Origin of the sequence: Peribacillus deserti, assembly GCF_016909175.1 — a bacterium.
Classification (GTDB): Bacteria; Bacillota; Bacilli; order Bacillales; family DSM-1321; genus Paraperibacillus; species Paraperibacillus deserti.
In genome coordinates this window covers 26848-48689 of sequence record NZ_JAFBFI010000021.1, presented here as the reverse complement: position 1 = coordinate 48689, position 21842 = coordinate 26848, and the positions used below count along the sequence as shown (strand labels likewise).

Sequence of the window (21842 nt, the reverse complement as noted above, 5' to 3'; positions counted from 1 at the left end):
GCAACCAGGCACTCTTTTAAAAATACAGAATGAGCTGTCTTCTTTAGTATTGCCTTTTTGACTGTATCTCAGAATTAATTTTCATGGGAGTTAAATAAGATTACTGATACAACCATTCTAAATACCTTAGCCAATAAAACATCCAATAATAGCTCCTCCGATAACCCCTAAGCCGATAATTGGTAAATAGGGTTTGTAATCAGTGCGTCTGAAATGCTAATTCCGCTGTTTAGCGACTTAAAAAAAACCGGCTCACCTTAACGGGTGGGCCACTTTTTTTGTATATTATTGAGTCTTCTTAAGTCACTTTTAAACTATTTTCATGGTAGTTAAAAAACTCATTTAAGTTTTTTACCATATAAATTGACCTATTGTACAACAAGAAGGACCGCCGTAGCGAGCCTGGTCTTGATTAATGTATCTGTTAGCCATAATTCAGCATGAAATTATACTGCTCCACAGACAATAAAATGGATAGGAAGTGGCAATTTGATAATGACCTTGATTCAGTCAACATAATCCATAGCACAATTCAATATATCCTCTTTTATTAACGATTGAGTAGATTTTTTTAAGTAATTGTCTTTTTTCCATTTTTTTTAATTATTTCAAGGTAGTTATAAAATTGCAATTGTTAGAAAAACAACAATATAATATATTTACGATTATCAATTATCAAGAATTGTACATCAAAGGGGAGTTAAGGCAATGAAAACATTACAGATACTGGGCAAAGAAATAGAGTCTTTTATTAAAGAGTATGAGGAACCGTTTGAGAGCAAATTGCTTTCGGAAGCAGTAAATGTCTCATCAAAAATTACAGACATTTTAAATCAAGGGAACATTGATTTGTTAAAAAATGCTCGGACATTGATTTATTATGTAATTAACCAGAAAGATCAAGATTTAGTAGCGTTCGCTAAACAGGAAGGCATAGCTTGGGCGGAGCACGCATTAACACTTGAATTAAAATTAGAGTGGGTACAAGCCATAAGAAGAACCTTATGGCATTTTGTAGGTATTCTCGACGAGAAAAAAAATATTACGAAGGACCGGGTAGGAATTTATACTTTAGAAAAAAATATCAACGATAATATTGACAAGTTCCTAAATAACTTTTTTCTTAACTATACAAAATTCAAAGATACAATGTTTTTAAAACAAAGAGAAATGGTGGAGCACTTGTCAGTTCCAATTATTCCTGTAAGCAATAACGTTTCTGTTTTGCCACTAATTGGGTCAGTAGACTCCTACAGGATTCAAATAATTGAGGAAAAAGTTTTAAACGATATAGCAAATACAAGAATTCACACACTAGTTATGGACCTTTCAGGTATTGCCATGTTGGAACGAGATGTCATAAATAATTTTGAAAAGATATTGGCTGGGGTGAAAATGATGGGTTGCAAAGCGGTTCTTACTGGCCTTCGTCCTGATCTTGTAAGAAAAATGGTGCATTCGGGAATCCGCTTTGAAGAAGATGCAGAAACAAAAGGTACACTCCAGGAAACTTTAAAGCAATATCTTTGACTAATATTGACCGTTTACAGCGGTCTTTTTTTGTTCTTCCCCTTTGATCAATGAATAGCTGCAATATCATTGCCTCTTCAACTAACACTTGACCCGTAGCTAAAAAATGATTAAATAATCCTTCCAAACTTGATTTAATGCAAGGTGCTATTAGCATTTTTCAGAATTATTTAGCTTCCTCACTACAATTAGATTAATGTACAGAATAAGAAAAATAAACGGATATAATAAAGCTGAATACCATAGCTTCCATCCGTTATAGTAAAGATATTCTGTTTGTAGTATTAGCCACTCAAACAATACTGAAAAAAGGGTCCAAATAACAATGTATTTTGCCTTTATTAGGGGTCCCTTTTTTACTGGGAAGTAGTTAAGAAATAAATTATTAATCGGAATAAAATACATAAAACTACTAAAGAAACCTTGCCACTGAAACCCATGGTTAAAGTAACCATATAGGTTTAAATGAAGATTTAGAACTTCATCTGTAATAAACCCAAACAATATCGCAAAAATGGATGTAGAGTATATTTCACTTTTCTTTATGTTCTTGGGCACGAAATAAGCAATCGCATTAAGAATAATAAAAAAGATGTAAACTAAAATCCACATATATTTCACCTAGTTGTTTTAGTAACATTGTTTACATTTCTTCCATTTTTATTCGCAGCCCTTACTCAGCTTCTCTAATAAGTATAAGAAGCTGGCAATTTCCGTTTGACATCTTTAGCTTCTTAAACTAACGCACCAGTTAGTTGAAAATCCAATGGGTGTAAGATGTTAAAGATCATTATTAATTATTCATATAGTTCTTTAAGTTCTTTTTCTTATTAAAATCGGTAATTAAAATTAAAATTGCTATGATAACAGCTCTACCTAACGAACCTAAAGATACTCCGTACCTAATGAGGGCAAATAGAATAAGGGTAATAACTAAAAATACATACGATAGGTATTTTGACAACGAGTATGACCCACCTTATTTACTTATTACTTAAGTGTGCAACACCAAAAAGCCGAGGGGATTATAGAAGCAATCAAGGCGTATAGCATATTCCCTTCAAGCAATAAACGAACACACCGACAATAAAGAAACCTATAAATATACCAAGTAAATTGTTTCCTACCTTATGATTAACGTTTTTATAATCATGGGCCAAAAATCAACGTTCCCCAAATGTGATAAACGAGAGGAAAAAACAGAATAACAATCGCTATATTACCGTAAAATCCAATTTTCCAAATGAAGCTAGTTACCAAGCTAATCGTTTTCAACTTTATACTTCGTCCAGCAATACTGATGAGTAAACCAGCAATACTTAATCCATAAAACACAATATAAGATGAGTTAGATATAGAAACTTCAAGAAAATTACAGATTAGAGAAAGTACAAATAGGGTGAAAGATACCCAACTAAACACTGTACAAAATATATGTTCCAAAGAAATCAACCCTTTTCATTAAGGTGCGAACGCTTATTAAAAAATTGTAAGAACTTCGAGAAAATTTTTTCTCTTATTTTCATTATTTAGGATTCTATTCATTTTTGCTAAACCTACGGTAAGTCTAACCTCTTTATTCTGCAGGAATTGATTTATATGCTCGAAATAAACCTCCTGAAACCACGGTTCTTTCCTCAATCGTTTTAAATTTCATTGATCTTTTCTTCTGTCAGGAGACATTGGATCCTAATATCACTGTAGCGAAATTACCTAACAAATTGAATAGCGAATCCCTAGAATCGACACTCCAATGCAAATATTACGGACCAAAATCAGTTACGCCAGTAAACAACAAGATAAGCGTAATTATCCAAAAGATAATATTAGAGGCGGAAAGTATTAATGCTATTACAGGGATTACCTTTTTCTCGTTTTCTTAGATAATGCAGCGATAGACAATACGATACCTAAAGCCGTAAGAAAGAATGTTATTAAACCTCCCGCTGAAATTCCATATTTGCTATCCTTGTAGAGGTTACGAAAACAATAAAAAAGCAAACAATTCCAATGACTAAAGAAACATAACTAATTGCACTGTTCTTCTTCAAAATAACCATTTGCGTTTCCAAATAAGCACAACCTTTCGTGTGTGGGGTCAAGGGGCAAAAGGAAAGAAGTAATCAAGTATGATAGGTAATGTCCATAACATCAGTAAGCTGGTAATTATAATACCTAGAACCTTTGTAAACTTAATAATATTGACTTTTTGAAGCCAATAGGATACAAAAAATAAAGCAATAATTACATACAGTAATGAGGTTGAACACTTGTATTTTTTTACTCATTTTTCACCCACAATAAAAAATATATTTTAAGCCTGGTATTCATTTTAACAAATAATTCCAGTAAAACGGGTAAATTTTTCATTCTACAAAAAAAATTGAGGATTTAAACGAGTCAGTTTAAAATTCTTTTCTGAACTTCATATATTTACGAATAGCAATGACAGGTGGCTTTGTAGCAATTATGCTTAATGGAGAATGGCTACTTGGTCCATTTAGAATCCTTTTAGCCTTCTTAATTAATCTAATCTGGTTTTCAACAACCCTATCAAAATTCCTTTTGTCCAACCATACATAGGAAGAACAGTTGGTTCATTTATTAATCCTTTTACTATTGGATTCTTAATTCACTTGCTTCAAAAAATAACAATTCCTAGAAATTATATTTAGTCTAATATTTGGTTTATTAACCTAAAGTGCCACGTTAGTGGAATAAAAAAAAAGCTGTCGCAGCAGCCAATACTTTTTGGACTAACGATCCTTTAGTTGAGGAATATACTTACTTTAGTTCTGTAATAATTGTTCCTTGTTGGAGATTATATCTACCTTATGTTCAATACAAGCTATTGAGTAATGTGAAAAACTTTCTCCTGGCATAAACTTATTTAGATTTGATTCCTTTTCTATAAAATCAAAATAATTGGATTTAGAATAAATTCGAAACGCTTCACCCTGAAATTTTTCGGTATCATTCCAGATTGTATAATCATCCTTCAGTCTGGCTTCACTTGTTCTCAATTCACAAATGCCTTTTAATCTGACAAAAATGTAAGTTAGAACGGTTTATTGTAAGAAGAATCGCTGGTAACCTTACCTCCTATTTTCTTATAATAGAAAGTATTAATGGTTGTCTACATAATACGTTAAACAGGAGGGTTATGCTGTTGATCGGGTGGGCTCAGGATGCAAATATATTTCTCCAGTATATAGTTTTATTTTTATTTGCGGCAGCTCCGTGGATGGATGTTTCAATAATAGTACCCCTTGGAATTGTTTGGGGACTACCGCCTATAGGGGTCAGCATAGCAGCATTCAGTGGTAATTTTTTGTTAATCCTTTTACTTGGTGTCTTTTTTAAGCAAATAGAAAAATGGAGGAAAAATAGAAAACAAAAGAAAGGCCTAAAGAATCCAACAAAAAAAGAAAAACGCTCTCTGAAAATTTGGGAGAAGTATGGAATCCCAGGGTTGGCCTTATTAGCACCCATTTTTGTTGGGACTGACATTGCAGCAATAATAGCACTTACATTTGGGAGTTCTAAGACCCGCGTTATAGGATGGATGACTATTAGTTTAGCCGTGTGGACCATAATATTTGCTGTGGGATCAGTGTATGGTTTTAGTCTTTTGAACTTCATTCAATAAAACAATATCTAGGATTGAGTTTTTCGGTGACATTTCCTATTGTATTTACATAACTCAATTAACACACTCTTAACTCCTTCTCTCAGGGTAAACAAAAAGGCTGCTAAAGCAGCCATTCAGGCTGTCGACAAAGTCGACAGCTATTTTTTAATAATATTTAACCCTCAATATATAGTGCTTAACTTTAAGAAAAGCCACCATATATGCAAGAAATAAATTGACAAACCTCATTTTTCGCGACAAAGTTTGTTTGAAATTGATTTTGTCTACACTCTGAAAGGCTGCTAAAGCAGCCATTTCCTTCTTTAACTATCGCACCCTTTAGTTAAATAAGAAATTAATTAACATTTGTAGCTGGCAAGAACAAAAACGTTGATCCTGCCAATTACATTTTTATCCGTTATCCATTTCTTATTTCGGGTTACTCTTACAGGATAGGAACTCCGTCTGATCTATAATTAGCTTATTTTTATTGAAGAGATTATCTATTGTTTGTAAAGCGTCATACTCGTCAATTCCTTCAGCCTTTATATTAATCATACTGTAAGGTCTAATTCTAAGCGACAAAATATCCATTATAGAATCAGTCGAGTATTTTAAATCAATAGATTTTTTTTGATATTCCAGAGATATTCTTGATGTAAACAACCTAGAAACTTGTACCAGTAACGTTGCTGGACGTGCAAAACCCGTACTTGTAATAATATTATACTGTTTTGTAATCATCAACCTGCTCTCTCCATAATCATCTATCAACAAACGAAAATGTTTTTTTCTGAGCTGCACTTTAGTAAATCTCTTTTTCCTTCTTCTACAAATTTCAGAGCAGACAGAGTCCAACAGATATAGATTCCATGACGGATAGGTATTTGACTAAATAATTCCAGAGCTTTCTAAACTTTTGAGAGGTTTTCCACCTATTAAATTTCTAGTTTTCTGGTACCAATCCATTTCACCATTTCAGGATCTCTATGTGAAAAGAACAAGCTCTGTTTCGAGTCTAACGTAGAGATCTTCTCCATATCTTCTTGGCTTAACTCGAGGTCAAAGATATTGAAGTTTTCGATGATTCTTTCCTTGCGAACAGACTTTGGAATCGCAACGACTCCTCTCTGTGTCAACCAACGTAAAATCACCTGTGCAACAGATTTATTATACTTTTCGGCTATTGATACTAAAATTTCGTTCTGGAACATATTATTTTTCCCTTCAGCAAATGGACCCCAAGACTGTATTTGCACATTATTCTCTTTCATGAATTGAGCACTTTCTATTTGCTGATTGAAAGGATGAGTTTCAACCTGGTTGACAGAAGGAATGACTTCATTATGAATGATTAAATCAATCAAGCGGTCTGTATGGAAGTTACTCACTCCTATAGCTTTGATTTTTCCCTCACGATACAATTCCTCCATCGCACGCCACGATCCAAATACATCGCCATAGGGCTGATGAATTAAATACAAATCCAAATAATCCAATTGAAGTCTTTCCAGTGATCTTGCGAATGCTTTATTTGTGCTCTCATAACCTGCATCCTGAACCCAGAGTTTGGTAGTAATAAACAATTCTTCTCTCGGAACACCACTACGTTTGATTGCTCTGCCGACAGCTTCCTCATTTAGGTAAGAGGCAGCAGTATCGATCAAACGATATCCTGCCATGATAGCGTCATAAACAGCTTGTTCACATTCATTTTCATCTTGAATCTGAAAAACCCCAAAACCTAAAATAGGCATCTCAACACCATTATTTAAAGTGACTTTTTGCATATAATATCCTCCTGTTTTTCAATATAGAATATCTGTTATTTACCTACCCTTTTTGCGTATTCCGCCGGATAGCGATCTCCCAAAATCTTAATCTTCGAGAGGGCTTGGTTCAAATTAGTTAGCTCCTCCGCTGTCAGTTCTACTTTCACTGCACCAAGATTTTCTTCCAAACGCTCTAATTTAGTGGTTCCGGGAATTGGACAAATCCATGGTTTTTGTGTTAGTACCCATCCAAGTGCAATTTGAGCAGGCGATGCATTTTTCTCTGCAGCAATGGTTTCTATCAGATTGACCAAAACTTGATTTGCTTCAAGGTTTTCCGACTTGAAACGAGGAACAATGCTGCGGAAGTCAGAACCGGAGAATTTTGTATTTTTATCGATTTTCCCGGTAAGAAAACCCTTTCCTAACGGGGCGAACGGAACAAAGCCGATTCCTAGTTCCTCAAGCGCAGGCAAAAGTTCTAATTCAGGATTTCTCCACATCATCGAGTATTCACTTTGAATAGCCGTCAGCGGCTGAATCGCATGTGCACGACGAATCGTTTCGACCCCAGCTTCAGAAAGCCCCCAGTACTTTACCTTCCCTTCCTTAATTAGCTCTTGTACAAGTCCCGCTACTTCTTCAATAGGAACATTTGGATCCACTCGATGCTGATAGTATAAGTCAATGCAATCAACTCTAAGACGTTTAAGTGAACCCTCCACTGATAGCCTGATATGCTCGGGCTTGCTGTCAAGCACTTGCTTTCCGTTTACCATTTTTATACCGAATTTAGTTGCTATAGCCACATTTCCTTTAAATGGTTCAAGTGCTTCACCCACCAACTCCTCGTTTACATATGGACCATATACTTCAGCTGTATCGAAGAAAGTAACGCCGCGGTCAACCGCCGCATGAATTAGAGAAAACATCTCTTTCTTATCGTGAGTCTTACCATAACCGTAGCTCATTCCCATGCAACCTAGTCCGATTGCTGAGACTTCGAGACCAGTATTACCTAATTTGCGTTTTTGCATGAAGTATCTTCCTTTCTTGCTCCCTTGAATTGTGGAATTCGGAATCTAGCACACCCATAATAAAGAACAGCTTGGTATCCTTATTATGCAGCAATTAAAAAGACATGTGATATCTCAATCTTCTCAAATGATTGCCTATTTTTATCACATCTATTACACGGGTTAGAAATATGCTTTATAATAAACTGACTACAATAAAGACAGGGGAGGGATTCTATGTCTGAACTAATTCATAAACAGCAGGAAGAGCTTGCCGAAATAATTGAGCAATATACCATTGATGATGGTTCTCACCAAACAGCTATACCCGGTCTATTTTTCTCCCGTTACTCTCATGCGATAGGACCAAGTCATGGAGTTCACAATACTTCTTTATGCATTGTGGCACAAGGAAAAAAGGAGATATGGTTAGCACAGGAGCGGTATGAGTACAGTCCTACAGATTACCTCATCACTTCTGTAAATTTGCCGATTACTGGTCAAGTGATGGAGGCGTCTCCTGAAATTCCGTATTTAGGTCTTAAACTTGAATTTACACACGATCAAATCTTAGAAGTTCTTCGCAACTCTGACATAGCAACTGTATCAAAAGAAAAGACCGAACGTGCTATGTATGTGAATCGTATAAATTCTTCTATGGTCGATGCGGTAATCAGGTTAGTTCGTCTACTCGACAGTCCAGAAGATATCCCGGTAATTGCTCCTTTATTCATAAAGGAAATCCTATACAGGGTTCTGCAGGGGCAACATGGAGGGATGCTTAAACAAGCTGTGGTACAAGGCAGTTCTACTTATCGAATTAGAGATATTATTGAGCACATCATAAACCACTATAATAGCTCCTTTCGCTCAGAGGAACTTGCGAATCTAGCGAATATGAGTGTCCCTTCGTTTTATAGGCACTTCAAAGAGGTTACCGCTATGAGTCCTATTCAGTTCCAAAAACAAATTAGACTGCAGGAAGCCCGTCGCTTGCTGTTGTCAGAGTCAACAGATGCTGCTGATGTATCATTTCGTGTGGGTTATGAAAGCCCATCGCAATTCAGCCGTGAGTATTCACGTATGTTTGGGTTTCCACCTATAGAGGATATAAAACGCTTGAGGGTAAAAGCATGAATTGAATCCAGCTGTGAATATTTGCGTATGTTTGTTTTTCCACTAAAAGTAAATATAAACTTGCTAAAGGCGGCTTATGTATAAAAAAGTGCATTAATCCAAACTGGATTAGTGCACTTTTTCATTCTGCAAATGTCCCTTATTAGACCCTTTCCAACAATTCATTTGGTAACCCTCTGATATAAATCTGTATCTGCTTTTAGAACCTTAGGTTTCTCTCGCTTTCGAACAAATTTCAGTACATAATGAGTACCACTGATATATATTCCTACGATGGATAAATGATCAATTATAAATCCCAAGGAAGACTCATCAAAGTTCCAACCGAAGGGATTATATATGGTTAACTTGTTTAACATATCTCTCTTGAAAGATGCCTGTACTCCATAAATAACAATCAACACCACTATGATGCGTAAGGCGGTTGTTCGGATACGGCTAGTGCTAGTAATTGCCGTCATCTTTCGTACGGCATTGATAATTGTTCCCCAGGACATCCCTATATGTACAGCCATGAAGATAAATCCCCAATATGAGGTCATAACATGTATCTGCAATAGAATCATGTCATTTTTCGTGGAGATAAAAGGAAAAATGTCACGGGATATGGGAACCGAACTTATCATCACCACAGTCATAGATGCGAGAAAAAGCAGATTGACCGCAATGCTTAGCAGCCGTCGTACATAGTGCTTTCCCTTAAAAATCGTCTTATACCATCGACGATTAAAAATATTATGTGTGATAAACAACAAGAATAATATAACTCCAGCCAGTTCGTGAATTGCATTTCCAGTAATATAGTAAGCCATTACCACCAGCATACAAACTGTCATAGAAAGGTCAATAACTAGCCTGATTAACATATTTTGATTCAAAAAAGTTCTCCTCTTTCTTATTAAGAATACCAAAATCGGTTTTCTGCTTGTATTATTGGTGATAACATCAAATCTCGTTCTAATGCTAAAAAATTGCTTATGTCTCTTGTTTAAAATGAACCATCAAAAGTACCTTCTGAATGATTCCTGCTTTTTTCTCACCTTCCAATAAGCCATCTCCTTTCCCATGCACAAAATCCTGCGAACCGGCCCGATTACTATCTGCCGCTTTCACGTTCCAGTGATCGATAGGGATACCTGCAATCGGGGATTTTGTACTGCTTTCCTTTGATTTAGCAGATTCATTGAGTTCATAATCTTTCATTTCATCCAATGTGTTTACGAAGTCATCTCTTTCTTGATTCGCGTGGCAGGAAAAGCAGCGACCAATGTCTTCCTCATAATCAACTGACTTGTCACCATTGAATTCCTGGTATAGCCAATCTCCATTCTGCATCTCAGGGGGATTCTGGTCACCCCAGCCATTACGCTTTTCCATCACGAAGATTTCAGAAAGCTCTTCATCTTTATAGATCTCCAGAGTAATTACTGTGCCATCAGGGATTGGCTTCCTCTTCTGCACCGCTTCGATCGCTTCCCGGCTTGTGTATAGTTCCTCTCTGACATCTCCTCGATTCACAGTCGTGTAGTTCACACCCTTATCGTAGTTCTCAGGGAAGTTGACAAGTTCACGACTAGATTCGGATTGCTCCTGTTTGGAAGTGTCACCAGATGTCTTCTGTTGGGAAATCCTTTTCATATCATTATTACTGTTACAAGCTGTAAGAGTGAGTGCAATCACAATTGTCAGGAACACTAATAATCGTTGTTTCATACTGCTTTCCTCCTCTTATTTTCGATCCTATGTTGAATCGTTAAATGCCTCCAAACGACTCCAATCTGGCATTCTTTTTTAAGAATTGTCGAAATAATGTATAGGTATCCTTATTATGCAACAGGTGAAAAAGCGGCCGATATCCTATTCTTCTTAAATGTTTGCCTAATCCTCTCACATCCAAAATCTTTAACTAAGTTACAAATTAATTAACCAATAAAAAAAGGCTGCTGATGCAGCCATACGTTTTGAATTAACGCTCCCTTTACTTAAAGTACATTCGTTCACAAGATTTTTCCATTTCAGATTCCGTTTCTGGAGCATTTAACTATCCGTTTTTTTTTTTTTCTTTCTCCATTTGACATATCGAGAAATCTAGATATATAATTACGCCTATGAAACCTATTAATGTATTCAAAGCATTATCCAACGAAACACGATTGAATATTTTAGAGTGGTTAAAGGAACCAGAGAAGCATTTCCCAAAACAAGGTGCTCACCTGCCCAAGGAGGTAAGTTATAAAGGTGGAGTATGTGTTGGGGATATTCAAGAAAAAGCCAAAGTTTCTCAATCTACCGTTTCTAGCTACTTGAACTTGATGCAAAAAGCTGGTCTGCTTGAATCGATTCGTCATGGACAATGGACTTACTACAGGCGTAATGAAGAATTTATTCAACAGTTTGCTAAATATTTTAAAACAGAGATCTAATTTGTGTTGATGTCTGTTTTTTGCACCACTTTATATCTATATTTCTAGATATTTAATTATATAAAAAAGGAGATCTAATTTATGCGATTTATATCTTATTTGCTAGCCTTATTGGCTGGAGCAGCACTTAGCTTTGAAGGAGCTATCTATGCTGAACTAGGAAAAACAATTGGACAAATAGAAACAAGTTTTTATAACTTCTTTATGGGTTCTATCATACTGGGGCTATTGTGGCTCTTTTTTGGAAAAGGAAAGATTTCCTATACACTTGAAGCACCTAAATGGTCCTTACTTGGAGGTGTCTTGGGTGTTGTTTATTTAACCTCCATTGTTGTAAGTGTTCCATTCGTTGGGGTTGGCATAACAATGGTTGCTGTAATTATCGGACAATTAGTCATGAGTATGGTTATTGAACATTTTGGATGGCTTGGGAGTAAGAAAATTAAGATCAATAAAGAAAAGATTTTTGCAGTTATTTCAATGATTATCTCACTTATACTAATAAATTAGGGGGTCTTTATTATGGGACTATTTATGATTTTGTTCACATTAATTGGCGGTATCACATTGAGTGCGCAATCTTCAATCAATGGTACTTTTAGCAGAAAAGCTGGAACAATTGAAACAACACTTTTAACGTTTCTAACTGGAACAATGTTTCTTACTATCTTCATTTTATTTTTTGGCAGCGGGAATGTGCTTGCACTGTTAGATGCACCTAAATGGCAATTAAGTGCAGCATTCATGGGTACGATGTATTTGCTTCTGACTGTTATGGCAGTACCTAGAATTGGGGTTATCGCAACCAATATTGCTGGTATAGCTGGTCAGCTAATAATAGGAGTGATTATCGATCATTTTGGGTGGTTTAATAGTTTAGTGATAGAATTAGATGCTAAACGTGCTTTCGCATTGCTATTTATGATTATCTCTCTTTATTTTATCTATAAGGGTAATAAAGGTTCCAATAAAGAGAACTCATGATGGTTAGTTTATTATTAACGAGTTTATCGAAAAGCCGAGAGAATTAGAAAGAATATACACTTTCTTATCACACTGAAATCAACAACTTCTACTCTAAAAACGATTGCTTGTTGATGAAAATAATAAAAATCAGATAGTGAGATAACAGCTAACAGTATAGTCTTGATGTGAAAGAGAAGAAGGTTCTGCAAACCAAGTGGATGGTTAAAAATCTTGAGAATTGGATGGTTCATTAAAATTCATAATACCTTAATATATTTTGTGATCATATTAATCTAAATATTATTGCTTTAAAATAAGTTCCTACAGGTAAATTAGGAACACTTGATACTATTACTTAAGGAGTTGATATTGTATGATATGGACTGTTGCTACGATAGCGATTGCATGTATTTTTAAATTTTTATTGAGTCCTCCAAGTGCCTTTGTCGAATGGTTTGAAAGTAAATTTGAACTCCATCAAAAACTTAATTCAAAAGATATTACTGTAACATTTAACGGAAAAAACTTAGGAGAGGAAGAAAAAAGTAGATTTACTGACTATTTGAATAAAGCTTCATTTTTAAAAAAATATTATATATTTCCAGGCAATGAAATGTTATTTCTACATCCAGAGACTAATGTTATTCCATTTGTTATCAAGGTTAAAAGAGGCAAGAAAGATGTAAATATGTTTGTTTATAGTTATGATGACCACGTAGATGTCGTCAGGCAGTACAAGAAGAAGGTTGTTTCTTATTGTCTTAGGTCTGATTATTTACAAAAACATATCCACTAAGAGATATAGTATAAATGGTAATAAAAAGCTTGATATACAATTTAACAAAAAAGAATCATATTTTGCCACATGATTCTTTTTTGCTTCAATATTATAAATCAGAGATTGCATCTCGAAACCTTTTAATACCCTCATCTATATTTCCATCATTTTCTCTTGCAAAAGTAAAACGAATATAGCCTTTACGTGTCCCCATTGTTGATCCAGGTACATAAATGACACCATTTTTTATGGAGTTTTCCAGCAATTGTCCTTCATTATGCTCCCGTAGTACCTTACACCATAAGTGAATGCCACCTTCTGGCAAGTGATATTCTATTTGTTCTTTCATGTAGGCATTCAAACTTGTAACAATCTGGTCTCTACGGATTCGCAGCTGCTTAACTAAATAATTAATATGGACATCAAAGTATTTTGATTCTAAGAATTCTTGTGCAATCCATTGAGTAAAACTCGCATGTCCAAAATCAACTTGTTGTTTGGCGTCAGACAATCTCTCAATAACCGGTGCAGGTCCAATTATCCAGCCAATTCTTAACCCTGAAGCAACAATTTTAGATAAAGAACTGATATATAAAACATTCCCATGATAGTCAATAGATTTTAACGGGGACGCAGGTCTGCCAGTAAAAGATGTCAAGCTGTAAGGGTCATCTTCAACCACAGGAATTCCATACTCTGAGGAAATTTCTAATATCCTTTGACGGCGGTAATTATTTAGGTATGTCCCAGTGGGATTTTGGAATGCCGGATTTAGAAATATCATACGAATACGATGCTTTTTGTACATTTCTAACAAATCTTCAGGATTAATACCCTCCTTATCAACCGGTAAGTAAAAGGGTCTCAACCCAGCAGATTGAAAAATTGGGAGGCTATAGTGATATGAAGGTTCCTCTAATGCAATAGCATCTCCTGGTTTTAAGAGGCATTGAACCACTAGATGCAGAGCCTGTTGAGCCCCGGAAGTAATAAGGATAGAGGAAGCATTCGTTTCGATTCCGCGGTACTTCTTTACATGTTCTGTTATAGTATCTCTAAGAATACCACTGCCCTGGGGATGATCGTATCCAAGGCGGCCGTTGAATGTCCTGGTTGATGTAATTTCTTTAAGAGCAGTGAGAGGAAATAAATCTTCTGACAGCTCCCCGCTTGCTAAGTTAACAATTTTTTGAACTTCAGTTTCTTTTCTAATCCTCTGCATCACTGGTAAGTTTGGTAAGAAAGATCCAGCCTCAATATATCTATTCCAGCTTGGCACACGCTTTTTTGTTATCCCCCATATATCCTTGCTAATTATGGTGCCGCTGCCTCTTTTTCTTTCAATAAGGCCATTTGACTCAAGCTCATCATAAGCAGCTACGACTGTACTCCTGTTTATACCTAATTCTTTTGCCAGATGTCTTTCTGAAGGGAGAGGCTTATCGGAAGGAAAGGTTCCATTTGCGATACCACTTTCAATATACTCTGCCAGCTGCCTATAGATAGCCTTTTTTTTGCTTCTATCAGGTTTCCAGTCCATATCTTCACCTTCTAAGAATTTTATTTAGACCCGTTATCTTGTTATTAAAAACAACCTATCGTCCAAGACGATAGGTTATCATGCCTAATTATTTTAATCTATGCAAACCATCTAATATATACTCCAACTGCAATTAAGGAGAGGAAAATGACTATGATATAAATCATAGTTAGATTGGACGTGTTACGTTTAACAGAATTAACTGTATCCTTCATCTCCCTTACCAGCTAGTAGGATTGTAGCTATTAGGGAAAAAATCGAGATTAGTACGACCAAAATTATTGCAAAACCCATTGTGCACCCCTGCTAATATATATTCAATAGCCTCCTATCGGAGACTTATTAATATATATATTATACTAATGAGGCAGCATGAAAAACCCATCCACTTTCTCACAATTTTGACCATCCACTTCTATTAACTATATAGTAATGCTAATAGGCTCAATAAATTACTAATCGCTTATTTACGGAATGGGTATTTCTCTACCTTATACTAAACAAGTAATTCTTATCCCCTCATTTTTAGACGTAAAGATCCAATGTAAACCTAATTTGTCATAATCGAACTGAGCATTCGTTCATGGGTGTAGCCCAAGCCAGTCTTGTTCAACTAACGCACTCGTTTGTTTAAGTACATAAATATGAACCTTATTCTTTTTCTCAAGTAAGGAATTTTAGATTCCTCTGTCTAGCTGTAATGTAAAAATTTTTTATTTAAACTTGGAATATACATGACGAGGAATCCAGACCTCCCAATTGAATAGACAATAAAAGCGAGCCATAAACCATGATTATGCCAGATAGGTGTAACCGTAATTTGTATAATGATATAGACAATCATAGCGTATAACATAGAGTTTCGAACGGGACTTATTTCAGTTGCTCCTGTAAAGACACCATAAATGACAAGGCCAAAACAAGCCGCAAACGGATAAATGATAAGCCAATTTCCATATCTGGTTGAAAGTTCGATTACACTAGCTAGATTCGTAAAGAGGCCAATGATATGTTCTTGGAATAATCCATATACAAAAGCAATAACAAAAGCTGTTATCACCGACCATTGCTTTGATAAGGCAAGTGTTTTTTTATATAATTCTTTATCATTCGATCCTACCGCTTTTCCTACAAGAATACTAGAGGCGTTGGCGAACCCCTCAAAGAAATACGCCATTATGTAATGAACTTGAAATAATACAGCATTTGCAGCAAGAATTTCGGTACCAAACGAAACACCTTTAGCTGTAAACATATTAATTACGACTAGTAAGCAAATTGTTCGAATAAACAAATCTTTGTTGACTTGAAACATCTTTTTCATAGACTGAGTATCTAGAAGTTCTTGAAAGGATGGGTATTTCCATTCAAAAGGTGATGCCTTTAGGACAATAAGTACCCCTAGTATAAAAGCTGTCATTTCAGCTATTAATGCAGCTGCTGCAACCCCTTTTACGGCAAAAGAAAAGACATGAACAAAAAGAATGGCCAATACCATATTCATAACATTCATTAACACTTGTAGAAATAAGGATTCCTTTATCTTCGCCATCCCCATTAACCAGCCAAGAATCACATAGTTCATTAATGTAAAAGGTGCTCCCCATATTCGAATTCGAAAATACTCTACTGCAAACTTACTGACATCAGGATCAGGGGCAAACATCATAATAGCTGCATATTCAATAGGCCATTGTAAGAGAATAAAACATATCCCTACTATTACAGCTAATAAAAATGGACGAGCTAAAGTAAGTACTCCTTGACCTGGATCTCCTGCCCCGTTCGCTTGTGCGGCAAAAGCAGAGGTGCTAACCCGTAGAAAACCGAATACCCAGTATAGCGTATTAAAAATAAGGGTTCCTAGTGCAACACCTCCAATATAAGCTGGGTCGGGAAGCTGCCCGACGACAGCTGTATCTACAGCACCTAATAAGGGCGTTGTCATCGTAGAGATTGTTAGAGGAATCGCCAATGTTAGATACGCACGATGATTCATTTGATTTGACCTCCCTCTATTACAAGTAGAAATAAAAACAACAGCCCTGTCCCCTTAAACTTCTGCCTAAATTCATAATCGATTCTTTCCATTGACAGGACCTACTTTATTTACAAATACTATAAGTTCTATATTTATATTTTAAATCCTTTTTTTTTGCTAACCTCGCCATTAGATAAACAAAGAAAAAGACTGCCATAGCAGCCCTAAAATTAAATGTATTAATTTGGATTATCCCCGCCAGGAAAAATGTTTTTCGATTGCTCTTCAATTCTAATTCGTTCCATCTCTTGTGCATCAGATGAATTTCTTATAAATATTCGATTTCCAAGAACCCTCTTTAATTGAACAACCACTATGATGGCTATGATGCCTACCAAGGTCCAGATCATGTGAATACCCTCCTTATAGTTATTATAATATATAATTTTGTAGTATTTGGTAATTTTCCTTATTTTAAAAAAGAACGCGTTAGCGATTTCCGTCCAAAATGTACTGCCTCAGCTTGATTGTTTACGTACAACATAATCTGCCCGGTTGACGGAATAACGGTAAAAGGCTAACAATTCTTGAAGGATGTCCGAAACTAATATAAACTTAAATTTAATTGGGAGTGAATTGAATGAATCAAAATATTTCACATATAGATTACAAACAAGTAATGGAGTATGCTTTAGAACCATTAATTATTCATTCACGGCTAAAAATTATCTATATTAATCGTGCAGCCGAGATATTTTTTAGGGCTCCAAAAGAAGATATTATCGGGGCAAGTCCTTTAGATATTTTCAAGGAGACATCTAAGGCAGCAATAGATAATAGAATACAATCTGCTTATGAACAACCTGCAGATGTTATAGAAGAAACAATATATAGAATGGACGGTACAACGGTGGATGTTGAATTATACTGTCATCCTGTGTTAATGGGTAATACAAAAGCTATCCAGACATATGTACGAGATATAACAGCACGAAAAGCAAATGAAAAAAAACAGAAACAGATGTCAAAGGAATTAAATGAATTGTCCTCAACATTAGTTCCACTGTTTGAAGGGATTGCTATACTTCCTTTGTTGGGTTCTATAGATGAAGAAAGAGCCAGACAGCTGCTGGAAAAAGTACCTGTAAATGTTCAGAAACAAAACGTAAAATGCCTGATTATAGACTTCTCAGCCATTTATAAATTGGACTTAATCGTAACAGAATACATTTTTAAAATTAATAACGTATTGTCATTGCTGGGTGTACGTTCTATTGTCACAGGGTTGAGACCTGAATTAGCTCTAGTTGCCATACAATTAGGTACGAATTTTAATTCCACACCCACTGTCTCAACGGTAAAAGATGCACTTCACTTATTAGGTGTAAATTATACCGAATCCTAAGATAACAGGGAGCTTGGTAAGCAATGCTAACTAAGCATTGCTTTTTTACATTTATCCCTTCCTAAACTCTGCCAGTATAGGGGAACCACTTTCAGGGCAACCGTACGTGCCCTATAAGGCATACGGCTTACCCATATGTTACAATGATGGTCAAGAGGATGCGTTCCAGGCATTCTGAATCTTTTGCTTACGGTAAGGAGTATAATACTCCTTACCGTTTCTTTTATAATTCTCCATTTGTCGTTTTATTTTCTTCTTTGATCGGGTATTCATATCTTCGATTAATGTTTTATTGTATATCCGTAGATTTCATTCAAATAAAGCCAATAAGTTGAAATGAGACCGATTTTACAAAGAAGGGATTATCCATTTATATCTTATTTTCTTCTCTTTACTTTGAGAGTGATGCTTATGGATAAAGGCAGCTCTTAATCTCTTCCGTATGTACCCGTCTATGTCTTGTAATCTTCTTCTCATCTTCGCGAAGCCTGCAACGGCTCTTTTGACCCGTTTCTTGATTCTCAGTAATAGCCTTATTGATGGTAAGGAAATAATTTATCTTTCCCACGAATGATAACTGACATAAATGTCAGTAGTATAACTTAAACTCAATTATACTTATAGTAATTAATACTGATTGGCAGTTGGATTTTTCTTAATAATAAATTTTATAAATGCGACCCCAATAACCATTATACCCAGGGTATAAAAGTTAACCAAGATAGTATTTGTATACTGATTTAGCCAAGCGTAAGGGTAGATTCTTGAGGACTCTATTTCAGGAGTACCTCCTAAATTGTTAATAATGTAAGGCAAACTTATATTCTAAAAAACCATAGTAAAAGAGCAAGTGCCCCCAAGCCTAACTTCATCCAAGTATTTGATTTAAATTCAAGCCTCCCTAAAAAATTCCAAAAGCTACTTGCAAAAAGTAAAAAAACAAACAAGGCTGGTAACACAAATAAAAGTCCTAAGTTACCGTTCCCTGATGTGACATCAGGGTCAACTGTAAATAAATCTACTAAGTAAATAAAAACAATACATAGAATTAACCACCCTGCCATACCCTTTGACCAAAAACTCATGCTAAACCCTCCTTATGTCCTAGAAAAGGTAAGCAATACCAATTTCTTCATCAGCAGCAGTCCATTCAAGCTAGTGGTTAGTATTGGGACTACCATTAACAGGATCTATATAAGCTGCTTGCAAAGCTTCTGTTTTTGTAGCAAATAATACCTGCCAGCTTCAGCAAACCATTTTTACCTTAAATGAACAGGTTACAGGAAATAAATTTTTACTAAAATCATTTCAAACTTATTCACAAGGGTCAATGGATAGACAAATAAGGTCTTTCTACTATGCCGGTTTCCGCATTTATATAGACTCGGTTTCCCTTACCTTCATAAATATGGACAAGGACATAGTCAGTTGAAACTGTTGAGTAGATAATGCCTTTCCCCATTTTTTTAACCCTGCCACCTAAAATTTGTGATGCCTTGTTTTCGGGAGCAGCTTTATTTGGAATATGATTAAATTTTTTCGAAAAAAACTCTCTTGATTGGATGGCAGGTTCACCGGAAAACTGGTAAAACTCCCCAGTTCCCGCATCAAACTCAATGTAAAAAGGATCTCCTAATGGAAAGAGTAATTTATACTGCCCTGTAAGAGGAGTATATCTAAATCTGTACAGATTAGGCTGTCCTTCTTCCTTTTCATTGTTTTGTTCTAACTTAATTTCAAAACGGGCACTTTTCCCATATATCAATTTAAGCATTTTTTCTGCGTTTTTCTTCACATCTTCCATATTTTTAGGTTTTCTTTCATTTAACTTGTGTGAATAAACATTTGCAGATATTAAAAGGCCGGAATAGCCATCAATCTCTCCATCAATCTTTGTACTGCCATTTTTAAGATCAAAACGGTAAACTCCGTTATTTTTGTTGGACGGGTGTGTCTTTTCTAACGCGACCCTGCCAGCCTTAGCATTGAATGCCGTTATGATTTTTTTCTTCAGTTCCTTCTCTTTTATTAGCTTCATCTCGGAAGGAAGCTTGTGGTATCTGTTATAGAAAAAGGAAAGTTCATCTATTCTGCCTATTGGCTTCCCTATTCCTTCTATATCTAGTATTTCAAAATATGAACTATAGCCGTGATGGAAGGCTCTATATTCCTTCTGAGCCTGATTAAAAAGAGTGTTGGTATGCTTCCTTAAAATTTGGGTCACCTTAAGGTCAGTTTCATCCTCAAGTCCCTGGTTTTTCCGCTCTTTAAGGATTGCAGCCATTTCATCAAACTCCTGGCTATTAACAAGAAGGTGAATAGAGGTATTATTAAACTGATTTCGTTCAAGCCAATTCAATTCATTATCTAAATCTGAAATGTCTTCTGCGGCATAAGATAGAATATCCCTGTTCATATCGATTTCATAGGGATTTTTCGCTATTTCTTTAAGTGACTCGCTATATAGATAAACACCATCCAGAAGTTCCGCTACTTTTTCACGGTTGGCGGCATAGTTATTGATTCCAGAAACAATAATAACAGCAGCCAGAAGAGCCGCTATACCTTTCATCCTTCTTAGTCTGAAGCGGAGACGGATCCGGTCATCCACTTCCTTTGATATCTCGCCAGATCCGTCAGAAAGAGTCAGGTCCGAAAATCCTTTCTCCTGTTGGTACAATTCACTGCAATTCTTACAGTGTTTTAAATGCTCATCAACTGCCTGTTTGTTTTCCTCCCTCAATTCATTTTCCTCATACAAAGGATATAAATCCTCTACCAGGCCGCAATCCAGTTTCATTTTCTTTCCCCCTCCCCTTCAAGATAATATTCCTTGAACTTCTTTTTTGCACGATGGATTCCTACCTTTATGCTGCCTTCAGTCTGAACTAGGATATCAGCCATCTCGCTAAGGGAAAAACCCTGTTCCCTTAAAACTAAAAGCGTCCTTTCTTTTTCTGTAAGCTTGTGAAGAGTCTGCCTTACCATCATTTCGGTATCGATATTCCAAGTTGTACCACTGACTTGAAGTTCCGGTTCAGCATAAGGAATTTCATTCTTTTGTGAAAATTTCCTGGCATTATTCAAGTATGTATTCCGAGCAATTTTAAACAACCATAATTTGAGGGAAGATTCTCCACGAAACTGTCCATATCCCTTGATTGCCTTAATGAACGTATCATGCGTTAATTCTTCGGCAGTAGTGCGGTTGCGGCACATATTGTACAGATAATGGAAAACCGGATTTTTATATGCTTGATACACTTCTTCCAGCGGATCTGGCATGTTCTCTCTCCTCTCATTGATAAAGGACAACCGAAAATGGAAAAGGTTACAAAAATTCATACATTCACCTTTTATTTCGGATTGTTTTCATGTTGTGTAACGTTCCACCTGTTCAAAGAGAGAATTTTTTATATAGCAGACCAAATTTAAGACCACTTTACTTAATTGGTCCTTTCTTAGTTCCTATTAAATTAAAGCTCGCCTTAGTTTAATAAGAAAGTTAGTATATTACTATCCGTATCAGGAACAATTACTTTAACAATCTATATTATATGGATAGGAATAACATCATCATTGTAGCGGAAGAGCTTTATCTCCCATTCAATCTGTTCAAAAAGCTCGTATGCTATAGATTAAGCATACGAGCTTTTTTGAGTA

20 protein-coding genes and 1 pseudogene are annotated in these 21842 nt (G+C 35.7%); 8 read left to right on the top strand and 13 right to left on the bottom strand.

Going from position 1 to position 21842, the window contains the following annotated elements; all coding sequences use genetic code 11:
• Nucleotides 1-708: 708 nt before the first annotated feature.
• A complete protein-coding gene (locus JOC77_RS18155) occupies nucleotides 709-1530 on the top strand; it encodes an STAS domain-containing protein (RefSeq protein WP_204546486.1) in 822 nt (273 codons plus the stop codon).
• 150 nt (nucleotides 1531-1680) lie between these two features.
• On the opposite strand, the gene JOC77_RS21900 is transcribed toward JOC77_RS18155, so the two are convergent.
• Nucleotides 1681-2142, bottom strand: a complete 462-nt coding sequence (locus JOC77_RS21900) for a CBO0543 family protein (RefSeq protein WP_377337311.1) — start codon at nucleotides 2140-2142, stop codon at nucleotides 1681-1683.
• Nucleotides 2143-3292: 1150 nt separating this feature from the next.
• A pseudogene (locus JOC77_RS21415) lies at nucleotides 3293-3590 on the bottom strand (hypothetical protein).
• A gap of 1109 nt (nucleotides 3591-4699) precedes the next feature.
• Between JOC77_RS21415 and JOC77_RS18150 the strand changes: the two are divergent.
• Nucleotides 4700-5179 (top strand): small multi-drug export protein, encoded by a 480-nt coding sequence (locus JOC77_RS18150; RefSeq protein ID WP_204546483.1) that lies wholly within the window; start codon nucleotides 4700-4702, stop codon nucleotides 5177-5179.
• A 411-nt stretch (nucleotides 5180-5590) separates the two neighbouring features.
• On the opposite strand, the gene JOC77_RS18145 is transcribed toward JOC77_RS18150, so the two are convergent.
• The 3 genes from JOC77_RS18145 to JOC77_RS18135 form a co-directional block, all read right to left on the bottom strand.
• The gene (locus JOC77_RS18145) at nucleotides 5591-5905 is read right to left on the bottom strand and encodes an HPr family phosphocarrier protein (protein WP_204546492.1); all 315 of its coding nucleotides are present in this window, start codon (nucleotides 5903-5905) and stop codon (nucleotides 5591-5593) included.
• Nucleotides 5906-6099: 194 nt separating this feature from the next.
• Nucleotides 6100-6951 (bottom strand): aldo/keto reductase, encoded by an 852-nt coding sequence (locus tag JOC77_RS18140; RefSeq protein ID WP_204546481.1) that lies wholly within the window; start codon nucleotides 6949-6951, stop codon nucleotides 6100-6102.
• A 35-nt stretch (nucleotides 6952-6986) separates the two neighbouring features.
• Nucleotides 6987-7970 (bottom strand): aldo/keto reductase, encoded by a 984-nt coding sequence (locus JOC77_RS18135; RefSeq protein ID WP_204546479.1) that lies wholly within the window; start codon nucleotides 7968-7970, stop codon nucleotides 6987-6989.
• A gap of 216 nt (nucleotides 7971-8186) precedes the next feature.
• Between JOC77_RS18135 and JOC77_RS18130 the strand changes: the two genes are divergently transcribed.
• Nucleotides 8187-9086, top strand: coding sequence for an AraC family transcriptional regulator (locus JOC77_RS18130; protein WP_204546477.1), 900 nt, complete (start codon nucleotides 8187-8189; stop codon nucleotides 9084-9086).
• 161 nt (nucleotides 9087-9247) lie between these two features.
• On the opposite strand, the gene JOC77_RS18125 is transcribed toward JOC77_RS18130, so the two are convergent.
• The gene (locus JOC77_RS18125) at nucleotides 9248-9964 is read right to left on the bottom strand and encodes a DUF4405 domain-containing protein (RefSeq protein ID WP_204546474.1); all 717 of its coding nucleotides are present in this window, start codon (nucleotides 9962-9964) and stop codon (nucleotides 9248-9250) included.
• A gap of 97 nt (nucleotides 9965-10061) precedes the next feature.
• Nucleotides 10062-10799, bottom strand: a complete 738-nt coding sequence (locus JOC77_RS18120; RefSeq protein WP_204546472.1) for a cytochrome P460 family protein — start codon at nucleotides 10797-10799, stop codon at nucleotides 10062-10064.
• 395 nt (nucleotides 10800-11194) lie between these two features.
• On the opposite strand from JOC77_RS18120, the gene JOC77_RS18115 reads away from it, so the two are divergent.
• The 4 genes from JOC77_RS18115 (at nucleotide 11195) to JOC77_RS18100 (ending at nucleotide 13271) form a co-directional block, all read left to right on the top strand.
• Nucleotides 11195-11509, top strand: coding sequence for an ArsR/SmtB family transcription factor (locus JOC77_RS18115; RefSeq protein WP_204546470.1), 315 nt, complete (start codon nucleotides 11195-11197; stop codon nucleotides 11507-11509).
• Between the two features lie 81 nt (nucleotides 11510-11590).
• Complete coding sequence (locus tag JOC77_RS18110; RefSeq protein WP_204546468.1) at nucleotides 11591-12019, top strand: DMT family transporter; 429 nt, start codon at nucleotides 11591-11593, stop codon at nucleotides 12017-12019.
• Between the two features lie 12 nt (nucleotides 12020-12031).
• Nucleotides 12032-12493, top strand: a complete 462-nt coding sequence (locus tag JOC77_RS18105; RefSeq protein ID WP_204546465.1) for a DMT family transporter — start codon at nucleotides 12032-12034, stop codon at nucleotides 12491-12493.
• A 355-nt stretch (nucleotides 12494-12848) separates the two neighbouring features.
• On the top strand, nucleotides 12849-13271 hold the full coding sequence (locus JOC77_RS18100; RefSeq protein ID WP_204546463.1) for a YfmQ family protein: 423 nt from the start codon (nucleotides 12849-12851) through the stop codon (nucleotides 13269-13271).
• A 91-nt stretch (nucleotides 13272-13362) separates the two neighbouring features.
• Here the strand turns inward: JOC77_RS18100 and pdxR are convergent, their stop codons facing one another.
• The 3 genes from pdxR to JOC77_RS18085 form a co-directional block, all read right to left on the bottom strand.
• Nucleotides 13363-14793, bottom strand: a complete 1431-nt coding sequence (pdxR, locus tag JOC77_RS18095; protein WP_204546455.1) for a MocR-like pyridoxine biosynthesis transcription factor PdxR — start codon at nucleotides 14791-14793, stop codon at nucleotides 13363-13365.
• A gap of 691 nt (nucleotides 14794-15484) precedes the next feature.
• Nucleotides 15485-16792 (bottom strand): MATE family efflux transporter, encoded by a 1308-nt coding sequence (locus JOC77_RS18090; RefSeq protein WP_204546452.1) that lies wholly within the window; start codon nucleotides 16790-16792, stop codon nucleotides 15485-15487.
• A 221-nt stretch (nucleotides 16793-17013) separates the two neighbouring features.
• On the bottom strand, nucleotides 17014-17184 hold the full coding sequence (locus JOC77_RS18085; RefSeq protein ID WP_204546449.1) for a hypothetical protein: 171 nt from the start codon (nucleotides 17182-17184) through the stop codon (nucleotides 17014-17016).
• Nucleotides 17185-17414: 230 nt separating this feature from the next.
• Between JOC77_RS18085 and JOC77_RS18080 the strand changes: the two genes are divergently transcribed.
• Nucleotides 17415-18179 (top strand): PAS domain S-box protein, encoded by a 765-nt coding sequence (locus tag JOC77_RS18080; protein ID WP_204546446.1) that lies wholly within the window; start codon nucleotides 17415-17417, stop codon nucleotides 18177-18179.
• Nucleotides 18180-18997: 818 nt separating this feature from the next.
• On the opposite strand, the gene JOC77_RS18075 is transcribed toward JOC77_RS18080, so the two are convergent.
• The 3 genes from JOC77_RS18075 to JOC77_RS18065 form a co-directional block, all read right to left on the bottom strand.
• On the bottom strand, nucleotides 18998-19264 hold the full coding sequence (locus tag JOC77_RS18075) for a hypothetical protein (protein WP_204546443.1): 267 nt from the start codon (nucleotides 19262-19264) through the stop codon (nucleotides 18998-19000).
• 242 nt (nucleotides 19265-19506) lie between these two features.
• On the bottom strand, nucleotides 19507-20979 hold the full coding sequence (locus tag JOC77_RS18070) for a zf-HC2 domain-containing protein (RefSeq protein ID WP_204546441.1): 1473 nt from the start codon (nucleotides 20977-20979) through the stop codon (nucleotides 19507-19509).
• Nucleotides 20976-21464, bottom strand: a complete 489-nt coding sequence (locus JOC77_RS18065; RefSeq protein ID WP_204546438.1) for an RNA polymerase sigma factor — start codon at nucleotides 21462-21464, stop codon at nucleotides 20976-20978. The genes JOC77_RS18070 and JOC77_RS18065 overlap by 4 nt, the downstream gene beginning before the upstream one ends.
• Between the last annotated feature and the right edge of the window lie 378 nt (nucleotides 21465-21842).